The sequence below is a fragment of the Sporosarcina luteola genome (genome assembly GCF_023715585.1).
Taxonomy (GTDB): domain Bacteria; phylum Bacillota; class Bacilli; order Bacillales_A; family Planococcaceae; genus Sporosarcina; species Sporosarcina luteola_D.
Genome location: NZ_JAMBOK010000001.1, coordinates 1,656,659 through 1,682,269, shown reverse-complemented (window position 1 = coordinate 1,682,269; position 25,611 = coordinate 1,656,659). Strand labels below are relative to the sequence as shown.

The window sequence follows — 25,611 nt, the reverse complement described above, 5'->3', positions numbered from 1 at the left end:
CACAAAATCCCAAAATAATTGAAATTAGTCCGAATGAAACATATTATTATGTGTTTTGGTATGGTAGACTAAGAGAAACATTTTCCACAAAGGAGTACAGTCTTAGATGAAAAAAGTTGTTTTACTTTTGTTGTCGTTTCTTTTGATTTTTTCATTGGACCTTTTCACACCTAACTATGCCTCAGCAGCTTCCGGTTTTGTGGATATCCCTTCTACACATAGAGCGTATAAAGAGATTAGCTATCTTAAGCAAGGTAATATAACAACATCCGACAACCCTGACCTATTTGCCCCCGATGCACCTATGACACGGGCGCACGCTGCAGCGATGATCGGAAAAGCCGTCCAATTGCAAGGGACCCCTGTCAATACGAGGTTTCCGGATGTTCCAGCCGATCACTTTGCGTCAGGATACATAGAAGACTCTGTGAATCGTGGCATCATTTTCGGATACAAACAGGAGAACGGAACGTATTTGTACAAGCCAGGACAGCAATTGAAGCGCGGAGAGATGGCGTTGCTCATCAGCAGAGCATTCGGATTCCAATCCGATACGACAAATGCGGCAGCACAAGAATTCATGGCAAAAGGCATTTCAGACGGAGTAGGTAAAGGCAACTTCGGCACCGAGCTGCCGATGAAACGTGGAGATTTTGCTGTATTCCTCGCACGCGCCGTCAATGCCGACTTCCGTGAGAAAGCGCTGCAAGTGGCAGCCACGCCGATGTATGTAAATGTAAGTGAAGACACATCCCTCAACATGAGGACAGGCCCATCCGTAGACTATACCGAAAAAATGAAATTATTCAGTGGAAATCCGGTTGACGTTTTGTACACTGTTGGAGACTGGGTCTATGCGAAAGTGGATAATATTACTGGTTTCATCCATGGCTATTACCTGTCCACTGACCAGCCAGCAATTAGTAATATGAAAGATCCGATCCATGTCACCCCTACTCCCGTCCCTGGTCCTGTTACGAGTCCCATCAGTGGCAAAAAGCCGCTGAATCAACTGACAATCGTCATTGACCCAGGTCACGGCGGGAAAGATCCGGGAGCAGCCGGAAATGGTTTGCGCGAAAAAGACATCGTCCTGGATATTTCCAAACGCATGAAAACCTATTTCCAAGGCACGCCGATCAATGTCAAGCTGACGCGGGAGACGGACGTTTTCCTTGAACTTTCACAGCGCGTCCAATATGCGAAGCAAAATAAGGCGGACCTATTCATAAGTGTTCATGCGAATGCATTTAACGGAAAAGCTTCCGGAATAGAATCATTCTATTACAGTGCGGCACGCAATCCGAACGTGCAGCAATCCAAAGCACTTTCAACGTATATCCAGAAAAGGATGCTAGAAGCTTGGAATCTTCCAGATCGACGCGTCCAAAGCAAGTCACTGTATGTCATTCGCGAAAATACGATGCCAGCAACATTGATTGAAGTAGGCTTCATTGATAACGCGAAAGACGCGCAGTATATCAAGTCTGCTGCACATCGCGAAACGATGGCGAAAGCAGTGTTCCTAGGAACTCTTGATTATCTGTATCACTTTGAGGGTCGTTCAGAGGTATCGCCTCTCTACTCGAAATACAACGCGACTCCGTCAAGAAAATATCATTAATAAGTAAATTAACAGCCCTACTGGAATTTCGTTTCTAGAGGGCTTCTTTTATAGTTATTTTGAAGAGGACGGTGAAGGCAATGAAGAAATATATTAAATCCATTGCAATCGCATTTACACTTGTATTCGCATTGCAATTCCAGACGATGGCCCAGGAGCAGCAGGGAGAGTACTTAATCAGCGGTGGAAAACAGACGGAACTGATCGAGTATATGAATGAAAGTGGCATGCACATCGACAAAACATATCCATCACTCGATATTCTATCTGTCTCGCTGTCTAGCGCCGAAATTGCCCGGTTGAAAGATGCTTTTCCACACATCGTCATCCAAAGCAACCGATCATATCAACAGAGCGCTGAAAAAGATCTCGCCTCTAGCGCGCTGATCAACACAACTAGAGACAGCACCGCCCCTTATACTGGGAAAGGCGTGAAAGTCGCTGTCCTGGATTCCGGAATCGATGTCAAACATCGTGACCTCCGTGTCAAAGGGGGGTATTGTTCCATGAAAACGGACTGTCCGATGACCGTTTCCTATGACGATGACAACGGACACGGGACCCATGTTGCAGGCGTCATTGCTGCTCTCGCCAATCAGACGGGCATCGTTGGAATCGCCCCCTCCGTAGAGCTTTACAGCATCAAAGGACTTAATGGCTTCGGAGTCGGAACAACGACTAGTTTAATAGATGGGATCAACTGGGCGATGAAGCAAAAAATCGACATTCTGAATTTGAGCATTACAACTGACCAAGATGACCCCGCACTTGAAAAGGCGCTTCAGAAAGCATATGCACAAGGCATGCTCATTGTCGGCTCCGGCGGCAATAACGGCGATCAGACGAATAGCACCGTCATGTTTCCGGCTAAATATGAGTCTGTCATCGCGGTAGCGGCAATCAATGCGGATTTAACAAAGCTTAAAAACAGCGCGGTCGGAAAGGAAATTGAGATTGCAGCCCCTGGTGCGTCCATTTTCAGCACATACCCGATGAAATGGGATTTCGAGGACGAAAAAGCGGATGGCTATACGCGGCTTTCCGGCACATCCATGGCGACAGCCCATGTCACCGGAATTCTAGCACTCTATAAAGAACGATTTCCACATATGAAAAATGACGAATTGCGCCAGCTGATTGCACGAACTGCCAAAGATCTTGGAAAGGAAGGGAGAGATGACATATTTGGCCACGGCCTCATCCAATACAAACCTACCTTTGATAATACGATCGACTTTACAGTGCAATCGGAACTCGGTAAATTGACGCTTCAATACAGTGGGAACAAAGACGTTCAAATCGACGGAGCGAACGTTCTGCATCAGGGCAATGGAAAATGGGAGATCTATGGCGTTGCCGGAGACCTTGATGTACTGGTGAAGACAAAGACCGACCAAGGCGCAGTTTGGCAAGAACAGAAGATCTTCAAGATGCCCACACCTGTTTTCTCAGACATGAATAACAGTCAACGGTTTGCGGGCCCAGTCGGATTCCTGACACATAAAGGTCAATTGAAAGGTTTACCGGACGGCACGATCCGCCCCTACGAAAACATTACGAGAGCCGAGGCGGCAGCGATTATCGGCAGGGCGCTCGGTTACCCAGAAAAGGCTTCGGCAGTCGCCTTTAAAGATGTTTCACCAACATCTTTCGCCGGGGGCTATATTCAGGCGTTGAAGGAAGCTGATATCGTTTCCGGATTCAAAGATGGCACATTTAAGCCTGATCAAAAAGTGACGCGCGGTGAAATGGCAATCCTTATTTCAAAAGCATTTAATCTGAAATCGGATAATGTCAATAGATTCACAGACAGTCATCCTTCAATGGCTTCCTATAGTGCAGTGAATGCACTGGTTTCTGCCAAAATCACAAACGGCTACACCGATGGCACCTTTAAGCCGAACGACCAAATGAGCCGGGCTGATTTCGCAGTATTCCTGGCCAGGGTCCAAGAAGATGCGTTCAAGTAAGGAATCGGGGGAATGAAAAATGAAATTTATAAAGATAAAAGAATTTCTGTTGCTGCTGTTAGTAATAACAATTGCGTTTCCTGGCTTGCATGCAAAAGCATCGGCCAATAGCCTGGCGGACTTTGCGAAGGCCTATGAAGGCACACCATACAAATTCGGCGGTAATACACCTGAAACAGGCTTCGACTGCTCCGGATTCATCGTTTATGTGTTCAACCAGTTCGATACTAAGCTGCCGAGGACTTCGGAAGGGCAGTTCAATTACGGTGTTCCCGTAGATGCAGCCGACCTGCAGCCAGGCGACGTGCTATTCTTTAAGGACACATACAAACCGGGGATCTCTCATGCAGGCATCTACTTGGGAAACAACGAATTCATTTCAGCTGAAAATGAAAAACGTGGCGTCGCCAAAGCGAAGCTGTTCTCACATCCATACTGGGAGCCGCGCTTTGCAGGAGCGAAGCGTATGAACGGATCGACTGCAGCGCAAGCACCGGCCGCACCAACGCTGCCTAAGACGGCGTTCGAAGACATCACTCCCGATCATCTCGCATACAATGCGATTTTGAAGCTGAGCGGAAACGGGATCATCAACGGTTTTCCTAACAATCAATTTAAACCGGAAGATACGATTACCCGCGGACAGGCGGCAGCCATGCTGAATCGCGTATTGAAACTGAAACCTGCGAATGAAGTGAATTTCAGGGACGTTGACAAAAAGCATCAATTTGCAGAACATATTGCCGCGATGAATGAAGCGGATATCTTAAAAGGATACGAGGATGGAAGATTCGGCTTGGAAGACAAATTGACGCGGACGCAGCTAGCGGTCATTATCGATCGTGCGTTCAATCTCCAGAAGAAAGTCGACGACCGAGTCTATATTTCCTCGCTCTATGTCGACATTCCATCCACCTATTGGGCAAAGGGGTCAATCAATGCTTTAAAGCAGTTGGACAAGACAGGTGTCTTCCAAACACCATCCTATGAATTCACCAAAATCGTGACGCGGGCAGAATTTGCAGCAGCTGTCTATAGCGCCATCGAAGTGAATTAAGGGCTGCTTCTATTTAATAACCAATTCATAGACCGATAGAAAGATTGACAAAGCTTTTTAGGGGGAATTAAATGAAACGCAAACTAGCAGCGATGTTCGTCATCTTTATGCTTATGCTGCAACTGACACCGTCAATCTCTCATGCGGATGAATTGACAGGTTTGACATTGGAAAAGGAAGTCCGTGAAATGGTATCCATGGGAATCATTAAAGGATACTCGGACGGCAAAATTTATCCGAAAGCGGACGTGAGTCGCGGAGATTTTGCGGCATTCCTCGCGCGGACAATGAATCTATCACCCGAAGTGCCTGTGTTCACGGACGTGAATCCATACTCCGCAATCGCAGGTGAAATCGGTGCCATCCAAAAAAGCGGGATTATGAAAGGCACATTGGACGGTAAATTCATGCCTCTGAAATTAATGACAAGGGAAGAAATGGCCGTCACAGCATCCCGTGCCATCAACTACTTAGGCATCACAGTCAATGCGAATGACATCGTGCTGACAGACGAATCCCTCTTCGCATCAACGGAAGGGGTCAGTGCAGCAAAAACGGTATTCGCAGCGGGAATCATGAACGGGATGAAAGTAGATCCGACACGCACCATCATCACATTCGACCCGGCAGGACTTTCAAAGCGGGACCAAGTCGCAGCTGTACTTAGCCGATTCATCGCATTCCGGGCGAAACACGAAATACCTGAAGTGGAACCTGAACCACCATCCATACCGCAGCCACCAGCACCACCCGCAGCGGATCCGGAGAAATTCCAGCTTGCCGTCGTGGAAAATAAAGCAATGAAGCTCTTGGACAAGAAATACAACACGTACGCGGAAGCGGTCAAAGCATTTACCGCCAGTCCGATAGCTGAAGGAATCTACAAAGGCAAAGAGATGCTTCGCGTTAGAAGCGGAATGGCATTTGCACAAGGTCCTTTAGGTAAAGTGACAATTATCTACTCTAGTCCATCCTTTGGCACACAGCTTACATACATCGAAGCCGGCCGTGAAATGGGTGTGCTCGAGTACGCGGAAAATTATGTCAAAGTACAAGTTGCAGATACTGTAGGCTACGTGAAACATGAAGAAATTGATTTTATGCCGGTCTCGATTTCGAATTCGAAAGATTATTATGTTGCGAATAGCAACAATGAACTTCTCCATTATGAATTTAATTACCTCAGGCGTTCATACGGAGGATCATACATCATCGGATCCGCTCCTTCATTCATGAAGGTTGGTACGCCCTACTATTCTAGAGATGGTGTCAACTATCTTGACGGGGCAGGGAAAGTGGCTGGAACATATCATCCGTACTTCCAGTTCCAATCAATCCGCTCGAAAACAGAGTATACAGCTGAAGAAATCGATGCGTTCATTCTACGAATTCTTGCGGAAAAGGAACGTACAGGTCAGGCTAGATATGCAGGTGCTTCGGTCAAATCGAAACTTATTGGCTTAGGCTCTCATATTAAGGCAATTGAAGAGCAACATCGGGTAAACGGGCTCTTCATCCTAGCAGCCGCCATGCATGAAAGTGACTTCGGGATGAGCTCCAACGCTCTCCAGAAAAACAATCTATACGGCATTACAGTATTCGATAGCACTCCAGGGGCCGGACAAGTATACGCCACACCACAACGGAGCATTGAAGCATTCGTATTGATGTATATCAATTTGGAGTATGGCTTACCGGAAGGGAAACGCGCGAAAGGTGCCGTGCCTGGCAATAAAACCGTCGGCTTCAACGTCAGCTATGCGTCTGACCCAACATGGGGGGCAAAAATCGCTGGTCATATGTGGAGAACCGATGTTGCAATGGGTGGTAAAGATGCATATAGATATCGCCTTGCCATGACGAACATTACAACATCATTGAATGTTCGTACGTTACCAGTAGTCTCGTCAGACACACTGCTCTTTTCATTCAGCCCGCGTGACCTCGGTCGAAGCGGCAAAAGCGGGTATCCAGTCGCCATCGTCGAACAGCAAAAAGGCGCAGACGGCTACATCTGGTACAAAGTTTTCGCAGACTCCGTTACAAAAGACGCCAACGGAGAACACATCGAATTTGGATGGATTCGCGGCGACTTCCTGACAGAATTGAATACTAGATAATAAAACACCCCAGAAGGTAGAATGCAACTCTACCTTCTGGGGTGATTCTTTTAAAGGAATTTAGATTGTCAAAACCACTTAGCGCGACTTAGAGTATTTTATGAGCGGAATTTCACCGCGATACACTCATAAACCGCGATATCCGCGCATAAAATGAAATTCTTACGCATAACACGCGACATCCACGCATAAAATGAAATTCTTACGCATAAACAGCAGTATTCACGCATAACCCTCTCATCCACGCCTCAACAATCCAACAAACCGGTTAAACCCTTCCCGGTACATAACCCGGATCATCGCTGCATAAACGACAACGCCAATCGGCACAAGCACAGCCAACTGATAGAGCGAATACCAATCCTCTGCATTCAGCAATACCTTCGCGCCCCACACAGCAAGCCCCATCACAATCGCAGGTCCGATAACACGCGAACTCATCCGTGCGAACCGCTTCAACTCTGCAGCCCCTAAATCCTTATAAACGACAGCCATCGAAACCGCAAAATAATAAACGCTCACGACTGAAGCTGATATTGCAAGTGCCGGATACCCGTACTTATCAACCAGCAGCCAATTTAAAATGAGATTCACTGCGATCGTCGTTACACTGATCCGGAATACAATGGCAGTCTTGCCCCTCGAATACATCGATTTCGACAGGATCAGCTGCATGCCCTGGAACACGATGATCGGCAAGTAAAGCAATAACGTTAAATACGTATTCGCGGTATCCGCCGCTGTGAATTTCCCGCGTTCGTAAATGAAAGAAACGACTGCATCTCCGACAACGAGCAATCCGACTGCAATCGGCAGCAATGTCACCAACGAAATTTCCATACCGCGGAAAACAGTATCCTTGAATTTATCCAATTGCTCCGTCTGCTCACTCATCAGCGTAAAAATGATGGCGGCAAGCGTCGTTGCATAGATTGCGTTCGGAATACTGATGATGAGCGATGAGTTGTTCAAATACGTAACCGCCGCCTCCTCCGTCCCGGAAGCGAAATAACGGTTCACGAATAAATTCACTTGGCCAACAACCGAATTCAACAGCGATGGAATGATGAGCACTAAAAACGCCTTTGCAAATGTCCTCTCCATATTGAAAACCGGCTGCCACTTATAATCGGATCGGGCGAGTGCAACGACCTGCACGATAACACCCATCACCGTCCCCACAAGAAATCCATACACGAGTGAATAAATGCCCCACACATCACTGAATAGAACTGCAAACACCGCTGCCATCAACGTCGCTAGAAGCTTCGCCATTTGGGAAGGGACAAAGATGCGGCGCGACTGCAAATACGAATCGAGCAACCCGGTCAACGCAATCATCGTCATGAATGCGAAAAACAGCCGCGTCATCTCAACGGCAATAACTTTCGTTTCAAAAACCGCTTTTTTATAAATCAACGGTACGAACCAATCTGCAAAAAACCACCCGAATGCGCTCACAAAGACGAACAATAAAACCGTCCAATTCAATAAAGCATTTGCATTCCGGTCATCATGGTCCGGATTCCCCGTCCGGCTCTTCACATACATCGGCAAAAACACATTATTGAAGCCCGTCGAAATCATCGCCACGACAAGCGTAATGAAGCCGAACGCCAAGAAATAAGCATCCGTCTCATGCGACGCCCCAAACTCATTTGCAACAATAGACTCGCGAATGAACCCCGACACTTTCAAAATGAGAGCAAGCAACGTCGTCCACAAAGCCGCCTTCTTTAATTTGCTCATATCCATCCACCTAACCTGCATCAACGCCGGAAAGACGCCGATCTGTAGTCATAAAGAAAGCTCCCAGCCTGGGCGGGGAGCAATCAGTTCATCAATTTTTCTTCAAAGCCTTCTCGTAAATCTTCTCATACTTTTCTGCCGCAGCGAAATGCGAATACTCCGCAACGATCTTAGCACGCGCAGTGTCAGCCAACTGCTGGCCGAAAGCAGGGTCTTCCAGCAAACGGATCATCGCTTCGCTTAACTCCTCGACATTCTGCTCTTCCACCAATAGCCCGTCCACGCCGTCTTCGATGATCTCCTTCAAACCGCCAACCGCACACGCGATTAATGGAACACCGGAACCCATCGCCTCTAGTGCGGAAATGGACGTCGCTTCCTCCACTCCTGCGGAATAGATCGAAGGGACAAGTGCCACATTGCTCAACGCATAATACTGAATCATATCTGCATGATCGACCGCGCCGACCATCGTCACCCGGTCAGCCACGCCAAGTTCTGCAGCCTTCGCTTTCATTGTCTCCATCATTTCGCCCGTTCCCGCAAACACGACACGCGCTTTCGGGAATTTCTCAAGAACCGCTGGCAATGATAAAATCGGGTAAATGACGCCGTTCTTCTTCGTCAAACGACGCGGAACGAAGAAAATCATATCATCCTTCTCAAAGCCATATTTCTCGCGGAACTCGTCCCGGCGGGAAACTTCAGGCTTGAACGATTCGACGTCAATGAAGTTCTTGATCATGTTACCAATGACGCCCGTTTCCTTCTCGATATAATCCTTAATGCGCGTATCGACCGTAATCACTTCACGCGTTGATTTATACGATTTCCACTCGGCTTCTTTCAGCTTATCCGCTTCAGTAGAGCCTTCGATGACCGTACCTTTGGAAATACCTTCAAAAGTCAAATAGCCATGCACCGTACTGACGACAGGAACGTCAGACTCCAGCGCGGCAAGCGTCGTAAAAGCATCCTGCGCATTGATGATGTCATAGCCGCCGCCCGAAACCTTCACCTTAATAAGCGACTCCAGCTCGTCCTTCCGTCGATTCAACGTCCAGACATAGCCCGAACCTTTCTTCATCTTATTCAAAACGAAAGCCGGTCCACGGACAACACCGTCCTGCTTCCACTTAGGCACATCCGAGAATGATACGATATCCACTGTATGGCCCCGTGACTCAAGCCCGGCCTTCAAAGTTGCCATATGGACTGATAATCCTCCTAAATGGGGATAATCATATGCAGTAGCCAATAATATTTTCAATTCAACGTCCTCCATCCAAAAATTGTTCCCGTAATAAATCCACATTGCGAACAGCTTCCCGTCGCAGCACGTCAACATTCGGCGCAATCATCTCTTTCGTATCTGTACCATGGTCAAGCACGTAAAGCGCATTTTCAAGCAATGCTTCCTTCGTGAAATCCCCTAGAGGGAAAGAACGGTCCCACATGCCTGAGCGCTTCAAAAAGCTTTCCACCTTCTGATCATAGCTCAACCCGATATGCGGCACATTCGAGAGTGCAGCGAATATCAACGCATGCAAACGCAAGGCGATCGTCAATTCAGTCTTGGAAATGAAATTATAAAACTCATTCGGTGTGAATGAATCGCCCAACAGCCGGGTCTTGCTGGCATTCTTCATCTTTGCCATCACCTTTTTCGATACATTCGTATCGTATGGCGGTTCCATAGGGACGAACACAGGCATGACATCCCTCTGTTCAATGAGCTCATCCAACACCCATGCAAGCTTCCCGATATATTCGTCCTCATGGTCAAACCAAGGACGTGGGGCGACCGCTACAAGCCGTTTATCGCCCTTCAAACCGAGCGAAGCATAAGCGACATTGTCTTCAGTAGGCTTGAATGCGAACACAATATCAGCAGTGACGACCGTCTCGGGCTTCGTCACTTTCAAATTCTCAAGATACTCTTTTGAATACGTATCCCTGACGGTGATGAAGTCAGCCTTGTTGGCGAGCGCCCGCATCAGGAACTTGCCCCATTTACTTGTAACAGGACCGATTCCCTGTGAAAAGAACATGACCTTCGTTCCGCAAAGCTTCGCCAGCAAAACAATAAGCAAATAATAGGGAAGGGGACCGAATAAAAACTTCGTCGGGTATGTATCCTGAAGCAGCCCGCCGCCTCCGGAGATAAGGAGATCCGCATTGCGGAGCGCCTTCACCTTTTCCATATTCTCATGCCGCCAACCCCTGTAGACCGATTTCACGTCATGCTCCTTCGCTGTCTTATCAGGCGACAACGAAAACACCGTTATCTCCGGATTGTCCAGCTCGGCACGCAAGTTATCGACAATGGCCTTTAAAATGGCCTCGTCACCCGTATTGCCAAGTCCGTAAAAACCTGAAATCACTATTTTCAATGGATATCCTCCTCAAAACAAAAGCTTCCACGCATCCCGTGAAAGCATAGTTATGGATAAATTAAAGTCGACTTTTTATATAGAACGAACTATTGAATGAAGATGTTGCCGTCTTCGAAAAGTCATCTCACAACATATTACATATATCGTCATTTCCTACTCATTCTATCATCGTTCCCAATGGCTATGCAACCGCTTTGGGTTTCTGCTATACTTATACAATTGAAAGCAACGAATCGAGGGTCAGACAATGAAAGAAACGTACCTTGGCGTCCATGTGTCGCCTCTTACATATGAAGGAATCATTACGGAAATAAAAACCCGGATGGCAGCCGGTGAACAATCTACAATCATCGCCGTCAACCCGGAAAAAGTGATGACCGCGCAAAAAAATCCGGAAGTGAAGGATCTTATCAACGGATCGACGTTTCAAATACCGGACGGCGTAGGCATACTTTTGGCATCCAAAATAAAAAAAGGGAAGATCCATTCCCGCGTCACAGGCGTCGACATGATGGCGAGGCTGCTGAAATTCGCCGCAGATGAAAACCATCCCATCTATTTATACGGCGCGAAAAAGGAAGTCGTCGAAAAAGCCGCCCATAATATAAAACAGCAATACCCGGAAATCGGAATAGCGGGCATGACTGACGGGTATGAACAGGATGAAGAAGCCCTACTACAGCGCATTAACGATAGCGGCGCTGAAATCATCTTCGTCGCTCTCGGCAGCCCGAAGCAAGAACTTTGGATCAGACGAAACATGGACAAGCTGAAAAACGTCTTAGTATTCCAAGGGGTCGGTGGCAGCTTCGACGTCTTCTCGGGAACCGTCAAGCGGGCACCCGCACTCTTCAGGAATACAGGCACCGAATGGCTGTACCGGCTGGCAAGCGATCCAAGACGCATCAAACGCCAGATGAACCTTCCGCTCTTCCTGATGAACATCTTATTTAATAGAAGAAACTAAAAATAGTAAGGAGTCTTTCAATATGAAAAAGTCAATTTGCATAATCGGACTAGGATATATCGGATTGCCGACAGCGGTCATGTTTGCCAACCACGGACATAAAGTGCACGGTGTCGATATCAATGAAAGCGTAGTGGAAAGCATCCGCAACAAAAAGCTTCATATAGAAGAGAACGGTTTGCAAGAGCGTCTGGATGAAGCGATCGACTCGAATATGTTCACAGTTTCCACTACACCGATAAAGGCCGATGTCTTCATCCTTGCAGTACCATCGCCGATCAAAGAAGACAAAACAGCTAATCTCGAATACATCCGAAGTGCGGCAAAAGCAATCGCCCCATTCGTTGAAAAAGGGAACCTCGTCATTCTTGAGTCGACAGTGCCGCCAAGAACCGTACAAGACGTCGTCATTCCGGAGCTCATCCCAACAGGACTCGAAATCGGGACGGAACTATTCGTCTCCCATTCACCTGAACGGGTCATCCCTGGCCGTGTATTTGAAGAGCTTATTTCAAATGACCGCATCATCGGGGGAGTCAATGAAGAATCCGCGAAAATGACGTCGGATCTATACCGTTCATTCGTCAAAGGACAGATGCACGAAACGGACGATACGACTGCCGAACTCGTCAAAGTGATGGAAAACACATACCGCGATGTCAATATTGCCTTAGCGAACGAACTCGCGAAGCTATCCGCCACAATCGGCGTAAACGTCTGGGAAGCGATTCGCCTCGCGAACTTCCACCCCCGCGTCAATATTCATCAGCCAGGACCAGGCGTCGGCGGGCATTGCATCGCCGTCGATCCATGGTTCCTCGTTGAATTGAATCCGGAAATCGCCAAGATCATCAACCTGTCCCGTAAGACAAATGACGGAATGCCTGCCTACACGGCCGATTTCCTGACAACAATCTTGCAGGCAAAAGGCATTGAAACGACGAATGCAAAGGTGGCAGTGCTTGGTCTTGCCTTCAAAGGAAATATCGACGACATGAGGGAAAGTCCGTCCGTCGACGTTGTAGAAGAATTGCAAAAGAGGGCACTGGATGCCGTGGCATTCGACCCGCATATCAAACAGAACAATCTGGAAATCCAGACGCAAAACATGGATGAGGCTTTGAAAGGGGCTCAAGCAGCCATCATCTTAACAAGCCATGATGAATTCAAAGATCTCGATCCAGCACAAATTGCCGATCTGATGGAAAGCAAAATCGTCATAGACACAAAACAATGCATCGACCGGGAAAAATGGCAAGCGGCTGGATTTGAAGTGTATGTGCTGGGAGATTCGAAAAACAGCCCGATGTGATAAAAGACTACTAATAAAATTAGCTAGAAAGGCCGGCATTATTGCCGGCCTTTTACATGTATAGTTTCTAAAATACGGAGTATTAGTTTCAGTGACACGAAAAGCGGTTCATATTAATCAATAGAAAATGCCTACACAATGCACATAAGACGAATTTTCAGAAGATAGATTAATATAGCTTGAGTTTTTTTAAAAGTTTGCTATACTTGTAAAAGAGCTGACGTGCCGTATACGTATGTTAATATACTAATAATATCAGGTGAATCAAATCTACTATCTAAAAATAGTAAATTTGGCCCCACTTGAAATTAAAAGTAGATTATTATACGCATTGTTGGTATAATTCATATTGAATCTTGTACACTAGTAGATTCATATGATAGCTTCATAAAATGTAATCATACAATAGGGAGGAATTCTACACATGGCTCATCAACCAAAAGCCTACAAAAAGTTTGTAGCTTCGGCTGCAACAGCAACACTAGTTGCAACAGCAATCGTACCAGTCGCTTCAGCGGCAACTGATTTCAAGGACGTAAGCAAGTCTTACGAAGCGGCAGTAAACTACTTAGTAGAAAACGGTATCGCAAAAGGAACTACTGAAACTACTTTCGGTACGAACAGCAACATCTCACGCGGTGACGCTGCGGTCATGATCGCTAACGCTCTTAAATTGGATACTACTTCTGCACCAGATGCAGGTTTCCAAGACGTTAACACTCGTGTAGCAGGTGCTGTCAACGCAATCGTTGAAGCGAAAATTGCTAGTGGTAAAACTGCTACTGCATTCGCTCCAGCTGACTACATCACTCGTCAAGAAATGGCAAAAATGCTTGCAAACGCTTATAAGCTAACTGCAAAAGAAAATGCTAACTTCAAAGACGTAAACAACAACTGGATCGGATATGTTTCTGCTCTTAAAGAAGCTGGAATTACGCTTGGTAAGACAGAAACAACATTCGCTCCAACTGACAATCTAACACGTGGAGAGTTCGCTCTGTTTGTACACCGTGCTGAGGTTGGAGTTGAAGACACTACCGTACTTTCGGTAAAGTCTGCAGCAGTTGATGCAAAAACTTTAGAAGTTACTTTCAATAAAGCTGTTGATACTACAAAAGCTCAATTGGAAGTTGTTAAATCAACTATTAAGCAAAATGTTTCTAAAACAACTTGGGCGGCAGATGGAAAGTCTGTAAAACTTGAACTTTCTACAAAGCTTACTCAAGGTGATTACACAATAAATATTTCCGGTTTAACAGACACTAAACTATCTACTACAGTTAAAGCTCAAGATGAAAGAGTAGAAACTATCGAAATTTTGTCTGATGTTGCTGTAGTAAATGCTACTGGAAACCCAACTAAGGCTACAGTAGGTTATCAAGTTAAAAACCAATACGGTGAGGACGTAACAAGAACTACAACTTTAACAACTAACAACCTCGCTAATATTGTTCCAAAACCTGCATTAGGTGTTGTGGAAATCGATCTAACTGGAATTTACGGCGCTGGTAATTCTAAAGTTGGAGATAAAGTCGCGGTTGCACTTATTCATGCAGACAGTGCTAAATCTGCAACAAAGACAGTAACGTTATCAGCAGCAGCAGCAGCATCTGAAGTAGCTGTAACAGGTGTTTATAATAAAGATAAAAAAGAATTGAACGAAGGTACAAACCTTACTTCAGATAAATTTTATCTATTACTAGATGTAAAAGACCAATACGGCAATACAATTACTGATAAAGATGTTGCTAAAGCTGGGCTAATTAAGTCTGAAACAAATCCAACTGTAGTTACTACTAAAGGCGCAGGTTCAGTTGCTGACGTGGAAACTGTAACAGTTGACGGGAAAACACATTTAGCAATAGAAATTCAAGCTCCTACAACGGGAATTAAAGCTGGAGAAAACCAAGTTACATTTATTTCCACTACTACTGGGAAAAATGTATCTTACAAAATCCAAGTAGCTGAAACTACTCGTACTGATGTCGTCACTCTTTCAGCTCCAGCGCTTACTGTAGCTAAAGAAGATATTTTAGTACCGGTATCTGTACTTGATAAGGGCGGAAAAGCTGTAACAGACCTTAATGTTTTAAACAACACAAGTTCTACTGATTATAAAGGCGTTAAAGTTACATTTAACGGTTCGTCAGTGGCTAATGCGTTTGCAAAAGATGCAGATGGCAATTTGTTTATTAAAGTGCCTGCAAGCGCGAATCAAGCAGATGGTATTTTCCCATTAGTAGCACAATCATCAACATTTAAAGTTGCAACTACAACAGTTAAAGTTGAAAAAGCAGCTGTACCAACTACAGTTCGCGGCCTTAAAGATCCTCTAGTTCTAGCAGCTGGTAAATCAAAAAACATTACAGTATCTGAACTTGTTATCGAAGACCAATATGGTCGTGATATGAAAGCAGCTGCTGTCACAAGTTACTTGCTAGCTAACAGTAAAGGTATTTTAGTTAGCGAAGATACAAATTCAACTGTTGTAACATTGCCTGGTACAACAGCAACTAACACAATTAAACATAACGCTGGCGTAACTGTCACTGCAGGATTAGCGAACGGTTCAGAAACACTTCAGTTCGTTCTTGCTGATGCTAATGGAACTAATACAATTGCTGCAAGTACAGCTGAATCCACAGTACGTGTAACTGATGGAACTGAATACAACAGCTATGAGATTGCAACAATTGGTAAAGTTCAAGCGGCTGATGTAGAAACTGCTGGAAATAAAGCGTTCACAGTTAACGGTGTATTAAATGGCGGTAAGGTTGCGTTGGTTCAAGGAGCTAATGAAGACTTTACTGCAACAATCTCTGGTGGAAAAGGTACTGCAACTGTAACTAATAACGAAATTAGAGTGGCAAAAGCCGACATGAATACAAATTCTGCTGGAACACAAGTTGATACTGAATTCACTTTAAGAGTTACAATCAATGCAACAGGTGAAGTTCTTGAACAAAAGTTTGTCGTTTCAACTGATGAGCGTGAAGTAGAAGACTTCTTCTTTACAACAGCAACTGTAGCTGCAAATCATACTGGTGCAGCTGCTATCACAACAGCGACATTAGCTTCAGGTTCAACAGTAGCTTCTAACTTGAAGAATAATAATGCAACAGTTAACTTTGCTACTACTGATCAGTATGGCAATAAACGTGTAGTTGACACAGCTACGGCAACTCCAACTATTACAGTAGTTCCACAAAAAGCTTCTGAAGTTAAAATTGAAGAGAATGGAACTCCAAATGCAAAAGTAACGTTAAACACTGGAGTTACTGAAGCTAAGGTTACTGTAAGAGTCAAAATTGAAAATGCTACGAAAGAAATTCAAGTTACTGTAAAGTAATTTCAAGTAGTGTTCTTTAATAAAAAGTATTTAGTAAACTACCAACTATCTTGAAGATAGTTGGTAGTTTTTTTGTTTTCTAAAGAAATAGGCAGAAAAAAGTCTGAATATGCTAAATATTACGAAGCAGTGCAACTATATTCCATATTAATTAAGATTAATTTACCCATGATTATATTTTTTATTCATACTGCATAGAAATAATCCATCGTAAATTCATCGAACTCCAAAATAATAAAAATGATGTTGGTATTAATCTTCATTTATCCCATCTTAGAAACCTCATGACAGAGCTACCACAACACGTCAACTATTAATAAACTTTTGCTTTTAATCTATAAAATTTGGAAGATTTACAGTCAAAGTGAGTAAAAGCGAAATTGTTGAATTTATGTTTACTTTGTAAATAGGTTATATAGAGAAAGTGTGGAGTAAATAAATTTCTAGAGACTTATTCATATAACTCTTATCTTAAATAATAATCGACAGCACTAAACCTTCTAAAAAAAATAGTTTCGAAAAATATGAACTACAGTACTATAAATATATTTAATTGAATAGATTGGAGTTGTATCACAATTTTAGCATGCGTGAGAATAATTATAAGGGGGACAAGGTGTGGTGAGATTAAAAAGAACTCTTGCATTGACACTAGTATTTCTCATGTCAATGAGTTCAGTCGCGTTTGGAATGTCAGGTTCTTCAATAGGCCAAAAGACAATTCCAGCGCTAGAGATCCAAAAACCGGAACGGACTCTGCCGGATAGGTTGCTTAACCCGGTAGAACCGCAAGAAAAAGTCCGAATCATTGTGGAACTTGAGAAGGCACCAGCAATTGAAACGGCAACGAAAAAGGGACTTCTTTATAAAGAAATCTCAACAGCTGAACGTAATACACTAGAAGCAGCAGTTGAGTCAGATCAAATGAGCGTACAAGCCAATGTTACAAAAGTGGCACCTACAATCGAATATTTGGAGAGGTTCACTACCGTGTTCAACGGATTTTCGGCTGAAGTAGATGCAGAATTTGTTAAAGAAATTGCAGACATAAAAGGTGTTAAAGCTGTCTATGAGTCTACTGAATACCAACGACCAGAAGTAAAACCTGAAATGATTCATTCCAAAGAATTAGTACTAGCACAACGCGTTTGGAATGATTATAATTTCAATGGTAAAGGAATGGTTGTCGGAATCATTGACACAGGTATTGATCCAAATCATAAGGATATGGTTTTGTCACCAGGAGTGAATGGTTCAATTACTCAAAAGCTAGTTGAAGACCATTTGGCTAACGGTTCAATTGAAGATGGAAAGTACTATACGAATAAAGTTCCATTTGGTTATAACTATATGGACAGGAATTACGAAATTCTGGATATAGGCCCGGATGCATCCATGCATGGAATGCACGTTGCTGGAACAGTCGGAGCAAATGGAGATGAAGATGACGGTGGAGTGAAGGGAGTAGCACCGGAAGCTCAATTATTAGCATTAAAAGTATTTGGAAACGATCCACTATATCCTTCAACATTTGGAGATATCTATATTAAGGCAATTGATGATGCTATTAAGTTAGAATCAGATGTCATTAACATGTCTTTGGGATCGACTGCAGGTTATGTGGATGCAAATAGTCCAGAACAACAAGCAGTTAAAAGAGCAACGGAAAATGGTGTGCTTGTCGCCATTTCTGCTGGAAACTCAGATATGTATGGTTCTGGATTCTTTTATCCATACGCGGAAAACCAAGACTATGGTCTAACAGGCTCTCCAAGTGTTACACACGAATCATTCGGCGTAGCATCCATTGAAAATAGCAAGATAACGGCTTACAGTTATACGTATAATGTAGGCGAAGAAGAATTAGGTCGGGCGATTTATCTATTGGCAAATGATGTCGATCCCCTAAAAGGTGAAAAATCAACATTTGAAGTTGTTGACGTAGGATTGGGTAATCCATCCGAATTCGCTGGCAAAGACCTGACAGGTAAATTCGCGTTAATATCCCGCGGGGCGATTGCATTTACGGAAAAAGGGTTGAATGCACAAGCGGCTGGGGCAGCAGGAGTTATTATATACAATAATGCTGCCGGAACAATTAATATGGTCTCTGATTCAACCATTCGCATTCCTTACATGTCCTCATTGCAAAGTGATGGACTAGCGATGAAAAAGCTTTTAGATGAAGGGAAAATTGTAACGGTCAGTTTTGACGGGAACTTCTGGGGCATCACTAATCCTTCAGCTGGAAAGATGTCAAGTTTCACTTCATGGGGACCAACTCCAAACCTGGATTTCAAACCTGAAATTACAGCTCCTGGAGGCAACATCTTCTCAACGTTGAACGATAATAACTATGGTGTCATGAGCGGGACATCGATGGCTGCCCCTCACGTTGCGGGTGGATCAGCTTTAATTTTTGAAAGGATCATGAAAGACTTCCCAGAAGTTACACAAGCAAAGCGTGTTCAATTTGCGAAGAACCTATTAATGAACACAGCGAAGCCGGTAGAATTAAAAGCTGGACAATATGTTTCACCAAGACGTCAAGGTGCGGGTCTTATGCAACTGGCAAATGCAGTCGAAACAGACGTTGTAGTTACCGACAGTGCTACTGGAGAGGCAAAAGTAGCGTTGAAGGAGATTAAAAACAACCAAGTTTCCTTTACATTGGAAGCTAAAAACTTCTCTGATGTAGAGAAAACATATGACGTTAAAACACAACTTCAAATTGACAGTCCTGTTGATGCGGGAATTTATATAACCATTCCTAACAATCCAAGCTATGGGCAATATGTATTGACTAGTGAGGATGCTGAAATAGATGCACCTTCGACCGTAATAATTCCAGCTAATGAGTCTGCTGTAATAACGGTTACAGTGGATCTTACAAATATTGCAGAAGAGGTAGCGAAGATTTATAAATACGGTTTCTTCTTAGACGGTTTCGTTACTCTAACCGATGCAAATGAAGAAGTGTCGGGAAATGTTCCACTAACGGTTCCATTCTTCGGATTTAACGGTAATTGGGATACTGCACCAATTTTTGATTCCTTTGCATGGGAAGATATGACTTATTGGGGATATACAGCTCTCGCGGATGAGCAAGGCAACTTCATCATGGCAGAAGAGGAATTTGATATAGATCGTATTGGTTTCTCACCAAATGATGATGGAATTCGAGACCAAGCCATACCGGTATTCTCTCTATTCCGAAACGCCAAGGAATTTAAAGTATCCGTTTTAGATAAAGACGGAAAAGAGCTTCGTAGAATAAGAACTGACGAAGGTCTAAGAAAGCATTATATAAAGAGTGCAACGGCGAATCCATACACGTATAATCCGAATTATGGTTGGGATGGTAAAGTGGATGGTGAAATTGTTCAGGATGGCGAATACTTTATCGAGTTAAGTGGAGTTATCGACTTTGAAGGAGCGAAATGGCAATCGATTATATTCCCAGTAAAAGTGGATACTGTTGGTCCGACTGCTAAAGTCGCATTTGATGAGGAGAAGAAAACAATCTCTGTTCTAGATTTCAAAGACAATGAAGACGGAACAGGTACGGAAAAATGGGAAGTAATCTTAAATGGCAAATCACTTTCAGAACTCACAGCCTCTGTAGATAATTTTGTGATTGATAACGCGTTGAATGGCAAAGATCTATTGATTGTCAGAGTATGGGACAGTGCATCCAACTTTACAGATTATGAATTAAACATTCAAAGTGAAGAAGAAGATGGCCATCCAGTCATCAAAATCCAGTCGCCAGGCAACAACTCCGTATTCGCTTCGGAAAAGGTTACGGTGAAAGGAACAGTAGAAGACGATTCGAAAGTAGCGCTTGTTACAATTAATGGAAATAAAGCAGACGTATTTGATGGAGTTAAATTCTCCCACACACTGACTTTTAAAGATGGATACCAAACTATTAAAGTGTCGGCAGTCGATAAGTTCGGCAATGAAATGCAGATTGCGCGCAGAGTATTTGTCGATACGAAAGCAGCGGTTGTTACTGTAAAAGGAAATCCTCCAGCTAAGACGAAGGAAAATAAAGTGCAAGTAACTGTTAACATCAAAGACAACTTTGATGATATCCGTCTAACTGTTAATGGAAACGAGAAATACCGTCACGATCTTACATCGCCATATGGCCTGAAAGATTTCAATAAAGACGTGGAATTCGAGTTAACGTTGAAAGACGGTAAAAACAAATTCACTTTTGAAGTAGAAGATTTAGCAGGAAATAAAACTACTAAAGTCGTAGAAATTGAAAAAACGGATGAAGTGGTTGTAAATCCAGGAAACGGTGGAGGTGGGTATGTTCCTCCGGTAACAAATCCACAAGAACCAAAACCTGAAAATCCAAAACCAATCACACCGCCTGTTTTCACAGATATTACAAACACATTTGCGGCTAAAGAAATCAACGTATTAGCAGCAAAAGGCATAGTCCAAGGTAAAACAGAAACTGGCTTTGCACCGAATGCTCAAATTACCCGTGCTGAATTTGCCGTATTGCTTGCGCGTGCTCTTGACCTTCCATTAAAAGAATACGAAGGTAAATTCAAGGACGTCGCCTCAAGCAAAAAATGGGCGTTTGCAAGCGTGGAAGCAGCGGCTCGCGTCGGAATTATTAACGGAACAACAGACGGGAAATTCAACCCGGATGCACCAATCAAACGTGAGGAAATCGCTGCGATGGTCATTCGTGCAATCGAATACCAAAACAAAGAAAAACTCGCGGACCTAGTTACACCAACTAACTTTGGTGACCATGGATCAATCGGCACTTTCGCGATTGACTCTGTCTACAAAGCATCAGCACTCGGTGTCATTAAAGGGAATGATGGCAAATTCATGCCGAAAAACAATGCAACACGGGCTGAAGCAGCTGTTATGCTCTACCGTGCATTGGATGTATTGCAATTGCTACAGTGAGAATAGGAGATAGAAGAGGAGCCTTCGGGTTCCTCTTTTTTATTGTTTCATCAATTAAATACATATAGTAACCGATTGAATTAAAAAAACAAAACTTTTTTCTATTTTTTGTCACCTGAATATACCAAAATCTATCAACCCGTGTTATAGTATTATAGTTGCATAGTTTTTGATTTTAGATCTCGCAACTTTGGTAGCGCATAAAAAGATAAAGGGGTTAAAAGGTTTGAGAAAGAAAGAGGTTCTAAAAGTATTAAGAAGTATCCTGGCTTCCGTTTTGGTTCTGTCCATGTTAATACCATTCTCATTAAACACCTATGCAGAGGAAGTAAAGACGTTTGGAACAAAAACTCAGAGCGAAGATATTTTACAAATAAAAGCCGCCATTGCTGAACAAATGAAATTGGCAAATGGCGGTCCAATATTGCACGAGGACTTAAGAAGGCTTTCGGGTGACGAGAAAGTTGATGTGATCGTTCATCTTTCAGAAACACCAGTCGGTCTGCAAAAAGGTATTAGTAAAATGACAGGTAAAAGCTTCACTGTCGCGCAAGAAAAAAAGGTTAGGCAAAAAGTTAATGCTCAACAAACAACTGTTAAAAAGGAAATGAGAGCAATTCGAGTTTCCTATGAAGAAGGCTATTCGTTCAATAATGTATTAAATGGTTTTGCAGCAAAAGTTAAAGCGGATGATCTAAAAAAGCTGCATAAAGTAAAAGGCGTTACACTAGTTGAACCAGATGCAATTGTTCACGCTTTTGAAGATGAGATAGATGGGGCAACCGCGGAAGAGTATAAAGAAAAAAAAAAGAATTGACAGACGTTGAATCCACAGAGCTGCTGTCTACGGTAAATGAAAGAATCACTGCAAACATGGATACAAGCATAGGCTTCCTCGGAATCGAAACACTATGGAATGAAGGACTTGAAGGACAGGGCATCAAAATCGCCGTCCTTGACACAGGCATCGACGCCGACCATCCAGACTTCCAAGGAATTTACAAGGGTGGCAAAAACTTTATTCCGCACAGCAGCACCTACACAAAGCCACGTGCGGATGACGATGCATCCGAAACGTCGCCAGTGGAACGTCCCGCAGGCACTCCAGAATTCAACGAGAACGGCAGCGCTTTCTACACATCCCACGGCACACACGTTGCGGGAACAATAGCCGCAATCGGCAACAACGAATACGGCATTAAAGGGATCGCACCGAAAGTCGACCTTTACGCATACCGCGTACTCGGCGCATACGGCAGTGGATCCACATCAGGCATCATCGCCGCAATCGACACAGCGGTCCAAGAAGGTATGGACGTCATCAACCTATCACTAGGCGGCGGTGCCAACACTGAAACAGACGCTGGATCATTCGCCATTAACAATGCAATGCTGGCAGGCACAATCTCAGTCGTCGCTACAGGAAATTCCGGACCGAACCGTGGAACTATGGGCACACCAGCCACAGCCCGCCTCGGCATCGCAGTCGGAAACACGACGAACCCTGAAGCACACTATTTCGGCGACATCAACATCAACGCCGGTAGCTATAACCTCTCAAAAAAGCTCAATCTGATGGGCACGACATACGGTGCGAACCTCGCGACTCAACTTGACGGCGAGTACAGCCTCGTTACAGTCCCTGGATTCGGTTCAGCAGAAAACTATGCAGGACTTGATGTCACCGGCAAAGTCGTACTCGTCTCGCGCGGCGGAATCGCTTTCGTCGATAAAATCGCAGCTGCGAAAGAGAAGGGCGCAGTCGCCATCATCGTCCATAACAGCGCGGGCGGAGCAGGCGCACCTGGCCCATCCGGCACATTCCTAGGCAATGACTTCGAATTCATACCGACATTCGACATGTCCCAAACAGACGGCCAAGCCATTCGTGCAGCACTTGCAAAAGCAGCAAGCATAATCTCGTTCGCCAATTTCGGCAAAACAATGACAGCAGGCGACGAAGTGAACAACTCCAGCTCACGCGGACCGTCCACACCGAACTTCGACATTAAACCTGACGTCACAGCACCAGGAACGAACATCATGTCGACGATTCCTATGTACAAAGCGGATATCCCAGGAGCAACTTATGAGCAAGCGTATGCGCGTAAAACGGGAACTTCCATGGCCACCCCACATATTGCGGGAATCGCGGCGCTCATGAAGCAAGCGAATCCAACGTGGGACGCCTTCGACGTAAAAGTCGCTCTTTCCAACACAGCGAAGGTCCTTGACACAAGCAAGTACGACGTATTCGCACAAGGGGCTGGCCGCGTCCAAGCATACCAAGCAGCACACCCTGAAATCCTTGCATACGCACTCGACACCGCAAACAATGACGGAGCAGTCGTTGAAAACAGGAAAGGGACAGTAACATTCGGTCCACAATCCCTTAAAGATGCTAATATCTCAGTTACAAAACAGCTTCTCGTGAAAAATATGAATGGCAACGGCGGCAATTACAATGCAACTGTCCAAGTGACAAAAGGCTTCGGTGATGCAACAGTCACAATCGACAAACCGACATTCACTTTATCTGGAGAGCAGTTGCTTAATGTTACATTGACAGCTTCTAAAAATACGAATGTACCAGCTGGATCTGAAATCCTCGGATATATCAATATCGAAGGCGGCAGCACGGTCGCCTCATTGCCATTCGCAGCTGATTTCAGCGGGGCAGCGGCAACTGCAATAAAAGACATGAAAATCACGGACACAGACTTAAGCTTTAATGGAGACGGAGTGAAAGATGAAGCAGTGCTCTATTTCACGATTACGGGCGACGTCACAACAAATAACATTGAGTTGTGGGACATGACGGATCCTGAGGGTGGCTTGTACGGAGACGGCTGGATTGGCTATCTGCATTGGGGTACATCACTGAAGACGGGCTCCTACCAGTTAGTGGTCAATGGACAATACACCCCATGGGACGGTGAGGGTGCGGAAGAGATTCCGGACGGACTCTACACAATCGATTACACTGCACAAACGGCATCCGGTAACCCGCCCATTATAGGTGATTACGTCGGACCGATTGTTGTAAAATCAACTGCTCCGGTTATTGAAGGATCTTTTCATGTTGGAAGTGTAATCGGAAAAGTCAAAGATAAATATATTGATTATAATGCAGTACTTTCCAAGTATGGACTTGAGTATGATTTGAATGAAAAGTTGAAAGTATCATATGAAACTTCAATTAACGGAGTCGGAACTGGGAAAAAACCTATTCAATTGAAACAGGACGGTTCTTTCAACTTCAACATCGACGCGGTAGAATTCAATAAGATTACCAACTCTGTAAAAGTGACAGTATTCGTTCATGACGCAGCTGGCAATACTTCTGAAGCGGTTCTTTTTGAAAGAGGCGCATCAGTGTTAGTTCCGGGTCCAATTGCTCCGCCAATCTTCATCCCGCCGGCTCCGAAGCCTGAAGTGGAAAAACCAAAAGCAGAAAATACTATAACACTACCAGTATTCAAGGATATTGCAAACACATTCGCCAAGAATGAAATCAATATTCTTGCGGCGAATGGCATTATCCAAGGAAAAACGGAAACAAACTTTGCGCCAAATGCACAAATCACTCGTGCAGAATATGCAGTATTGCTTGCACGTGCTCTAGATCTTCCTATGAAGAACTATGAAGGCAAGTTCGGTGACATCAACTCAAGCAAGAAATGGGCATACGCTGGAGTTGAAGCGGCAGCCCGTGCCGGTATTGTCAACGGAACAAAGGACGGCAAATTCAATCCGGACGCACCGATTAAACGCGAAGAAATAGCTGCAATGGTCGTCCGCGCAATCGAATACCAAAACAAAGAGAAACTAGCAAACCTTGATACGCCAACTAACTTTGCAGACCATGGTTCAATCGGAACATTCGCTATCGGCTCTGTCTACAAAGCGACAGCACTTGGCATCATCAAAGGCAACAACGGTCAATTCATGCCGAAGAACAATGCAACACGCGCAGAAGCGGCAGTCATGCTTTATCGAGCATTGGATACTTTGCAATTGTTGGATTGATGAAAAGTGAGGAAGAGGGGGGAGATCTCCTCTTTTTCTTCATAAACAATAAAAGATTAATAAAAACCCATTGACGGAATTTGAAATGAATGGTAAA

Annotated in this window: 13 protein-coding genes; 10 read left to right on the top strand and 3 right to left on the bottom strand. The window is 44.3% G+C overall.

All coding sequences use genetic code 11. The features are described from left to right. Positions 1 to 106: 106 nt before the first annotated feature. From M3193_RS08230 to M3193_RS08215, 4 genes are all read left to right on the top strand, one after another. Positions 107 to 1,624, top strand: coding sequence for an N-acetylmuramoyl-L-alanine amidase (locus M3193_RS08230; protein ID WP_251626107.1), 1,518 nt, complete (start codon positions 107 to 109; stop codon positions 1,622 to 1,624). An 80-nt stretch (positions 1,625 to 1,704) separates the two neighbouring features. Further along, positions 1,705 to 3,594, top strand: a complete 1,890-nt coding sequence (locus tag M3193_RS08225) for a S8 family peptidase (protein WP_251626104.1) — start codon at positions 1,705 to 1,707, stop codon at positions 3,592 to 3,594. A 19-nt stretch (positions 3,595 to 3,613) separates the two neighbouring features. Next, positions 3,614 to 4,651 (top strand): NlpC/P60 family protein, encoded by a 1,038-nt coding sequence (locus M3193_RS08220; RefSeq protein WP_251626101.1) that lies wholly within the window; start codon positions 3,614 to 3,616, stop codon positions 4,649 to 4,651. Between the two features lie 71 nt (positions 4,652 to 4,722). Then, positions 4,723 to 6,771, top strand: a complete 2,049-nt coding sequence (locus M3193_RS08215; RefSeq protein WP_251626098.1) for an S-layer homology domain-containing protein — start codon at positions 4,723 to 4,725, stop codon at positions 6,769 to 6,771. Between the two features lie 237 nt (positions 6,772 to 7,008). Here the strand turns inward: M3193_RS08215 and murJ are convergent, their stop codons facing one another. The 3 genes from murJ to csaB all read right to left on the bottom strand — a co-directional run bounded on the left by murJ (position 7,009) and on the right by csaB (position 10,913). Then, complete coding sequence (gene murJ, locus M3193_RS08210) at positions 7,009 to 8,520, bottom strand: murein biosynthesis integral membrane protein MurJ (RefSeq protein WP_251626095.1); 1,512 nt, start codon at positions 8,518 to 8,520, stop codon at positions 7,009 to 7,011. Positions 8,521 to 8,611: 91 nt separating this feature from the next. After that, a complete protein-coding gene (locus tag M3193_RS08205) occupies positions 8,612 to 9,790 on the bottom strand; it encodes a glycosyltransferase family 4 protein (RefSeq protein WP_251626092.1) in 1,179 nt (392 codons plus the stop codon). Position 9,791: 1 nt separating this feature from the next. After that, a complete protein-coding gene (csaB, locus tag M3193_RS08200) occupies positions 9,792 to 10,913 on the bottom strand; it encodes a polysaccharide pyruvyl transferase CsaB (RefSeq protein ID WP_251626090.1) in 1,122 nt (373 codons plus the stop codon). Positions 10,914 to 11,163: 250 nt separating this feature from the next. On the opposite strand from csaB, the gene M3193_RS08195 reads away from it, so the two are divergent. The 6 genes from M3193_RS08195 (at position 11,164) to M3193_RS08160 (ending at position 25,514) form a co-directional block, all read left to right on the top strand. Then, positions 11,164 to 11,883 carry a WecB/TagA/CpsF family glycosyltransferase gene (locus tag M3193_RS08195; protein WP_251626087.1) on the top strand — a complete coding sequence of 240 codons (720 nt, stop codon included), beginning with the start codon at positions 11,164 to 11,166 and terminating at the stop codon, positions 11,881 to 11,883. Positions 11,884 to 11,905: 22 nt separating this feature from the next. Further along, positions 11,906 to 13,195, top strand: a complete 1,290-nt coding sequence (locus M3193_RS08190; RefSeq protein WP_251626085.1) for a nucleotide sugar dehydrogenase — start codon at positions 11,906 to 11,908, stop codon at positions 13,193 to 13,195. A gap of 424 nt (positions 13,196 to 13,619) precedes the next feature. Continuing rightward, positions 13,620 to 16,544 (top strand): S-layer homology domain-containing protein, encoded by a 2,925-nt coding sequence (locus tag M3193_RS08185; protein WP_251626079.1) that lies wholly within the window; start codon positions 13,620 to 13,622, stop codon positions 16,542 to 16,544. 618 nt (positions 16,545 to 17,162) lie between these two features. Continuing rightward, positions 17,163 to 21,485 carry a S8 family serine peptidase gene (locus tag M3193_RS16705; protein ID WP_353056373.1) on the top strand — a complete coding sequence of 1,441 codons (4,323 nt, stop codon included), beginning with the start codon at positions 17,163 to 17,165 and terminating at the stop codon, positions 21,483 to 21,485. A gap of 226 nt (positions 21,486 to 21,711) precedes the next feature. Next, positions 21,712 to 22,302, top strand: a complete 591-nt coding sequence (locus M3193_RS08165; protein ID WP_251626077.1) for a protease inhibitor I9 family protein — start codon at positions 21,712 to 21,714, stop codon at positions 22,300 to 22,302. A gap of 56 nt (positions 22,303 to 22,358) precedes the next feature. Next, positions 22,359 to 25,514, top strand: a complete 3,156-nt coding sequence (locus M3193_RS08160) for a S8 family serine peptidase (protein WP_251627252.1) — start codon at positions 22,359 to 22,361, stop codon at positions 25,512 to 25,514. Positions 25,515 to 25,611 lie beyond the last annotated feature (97 nt).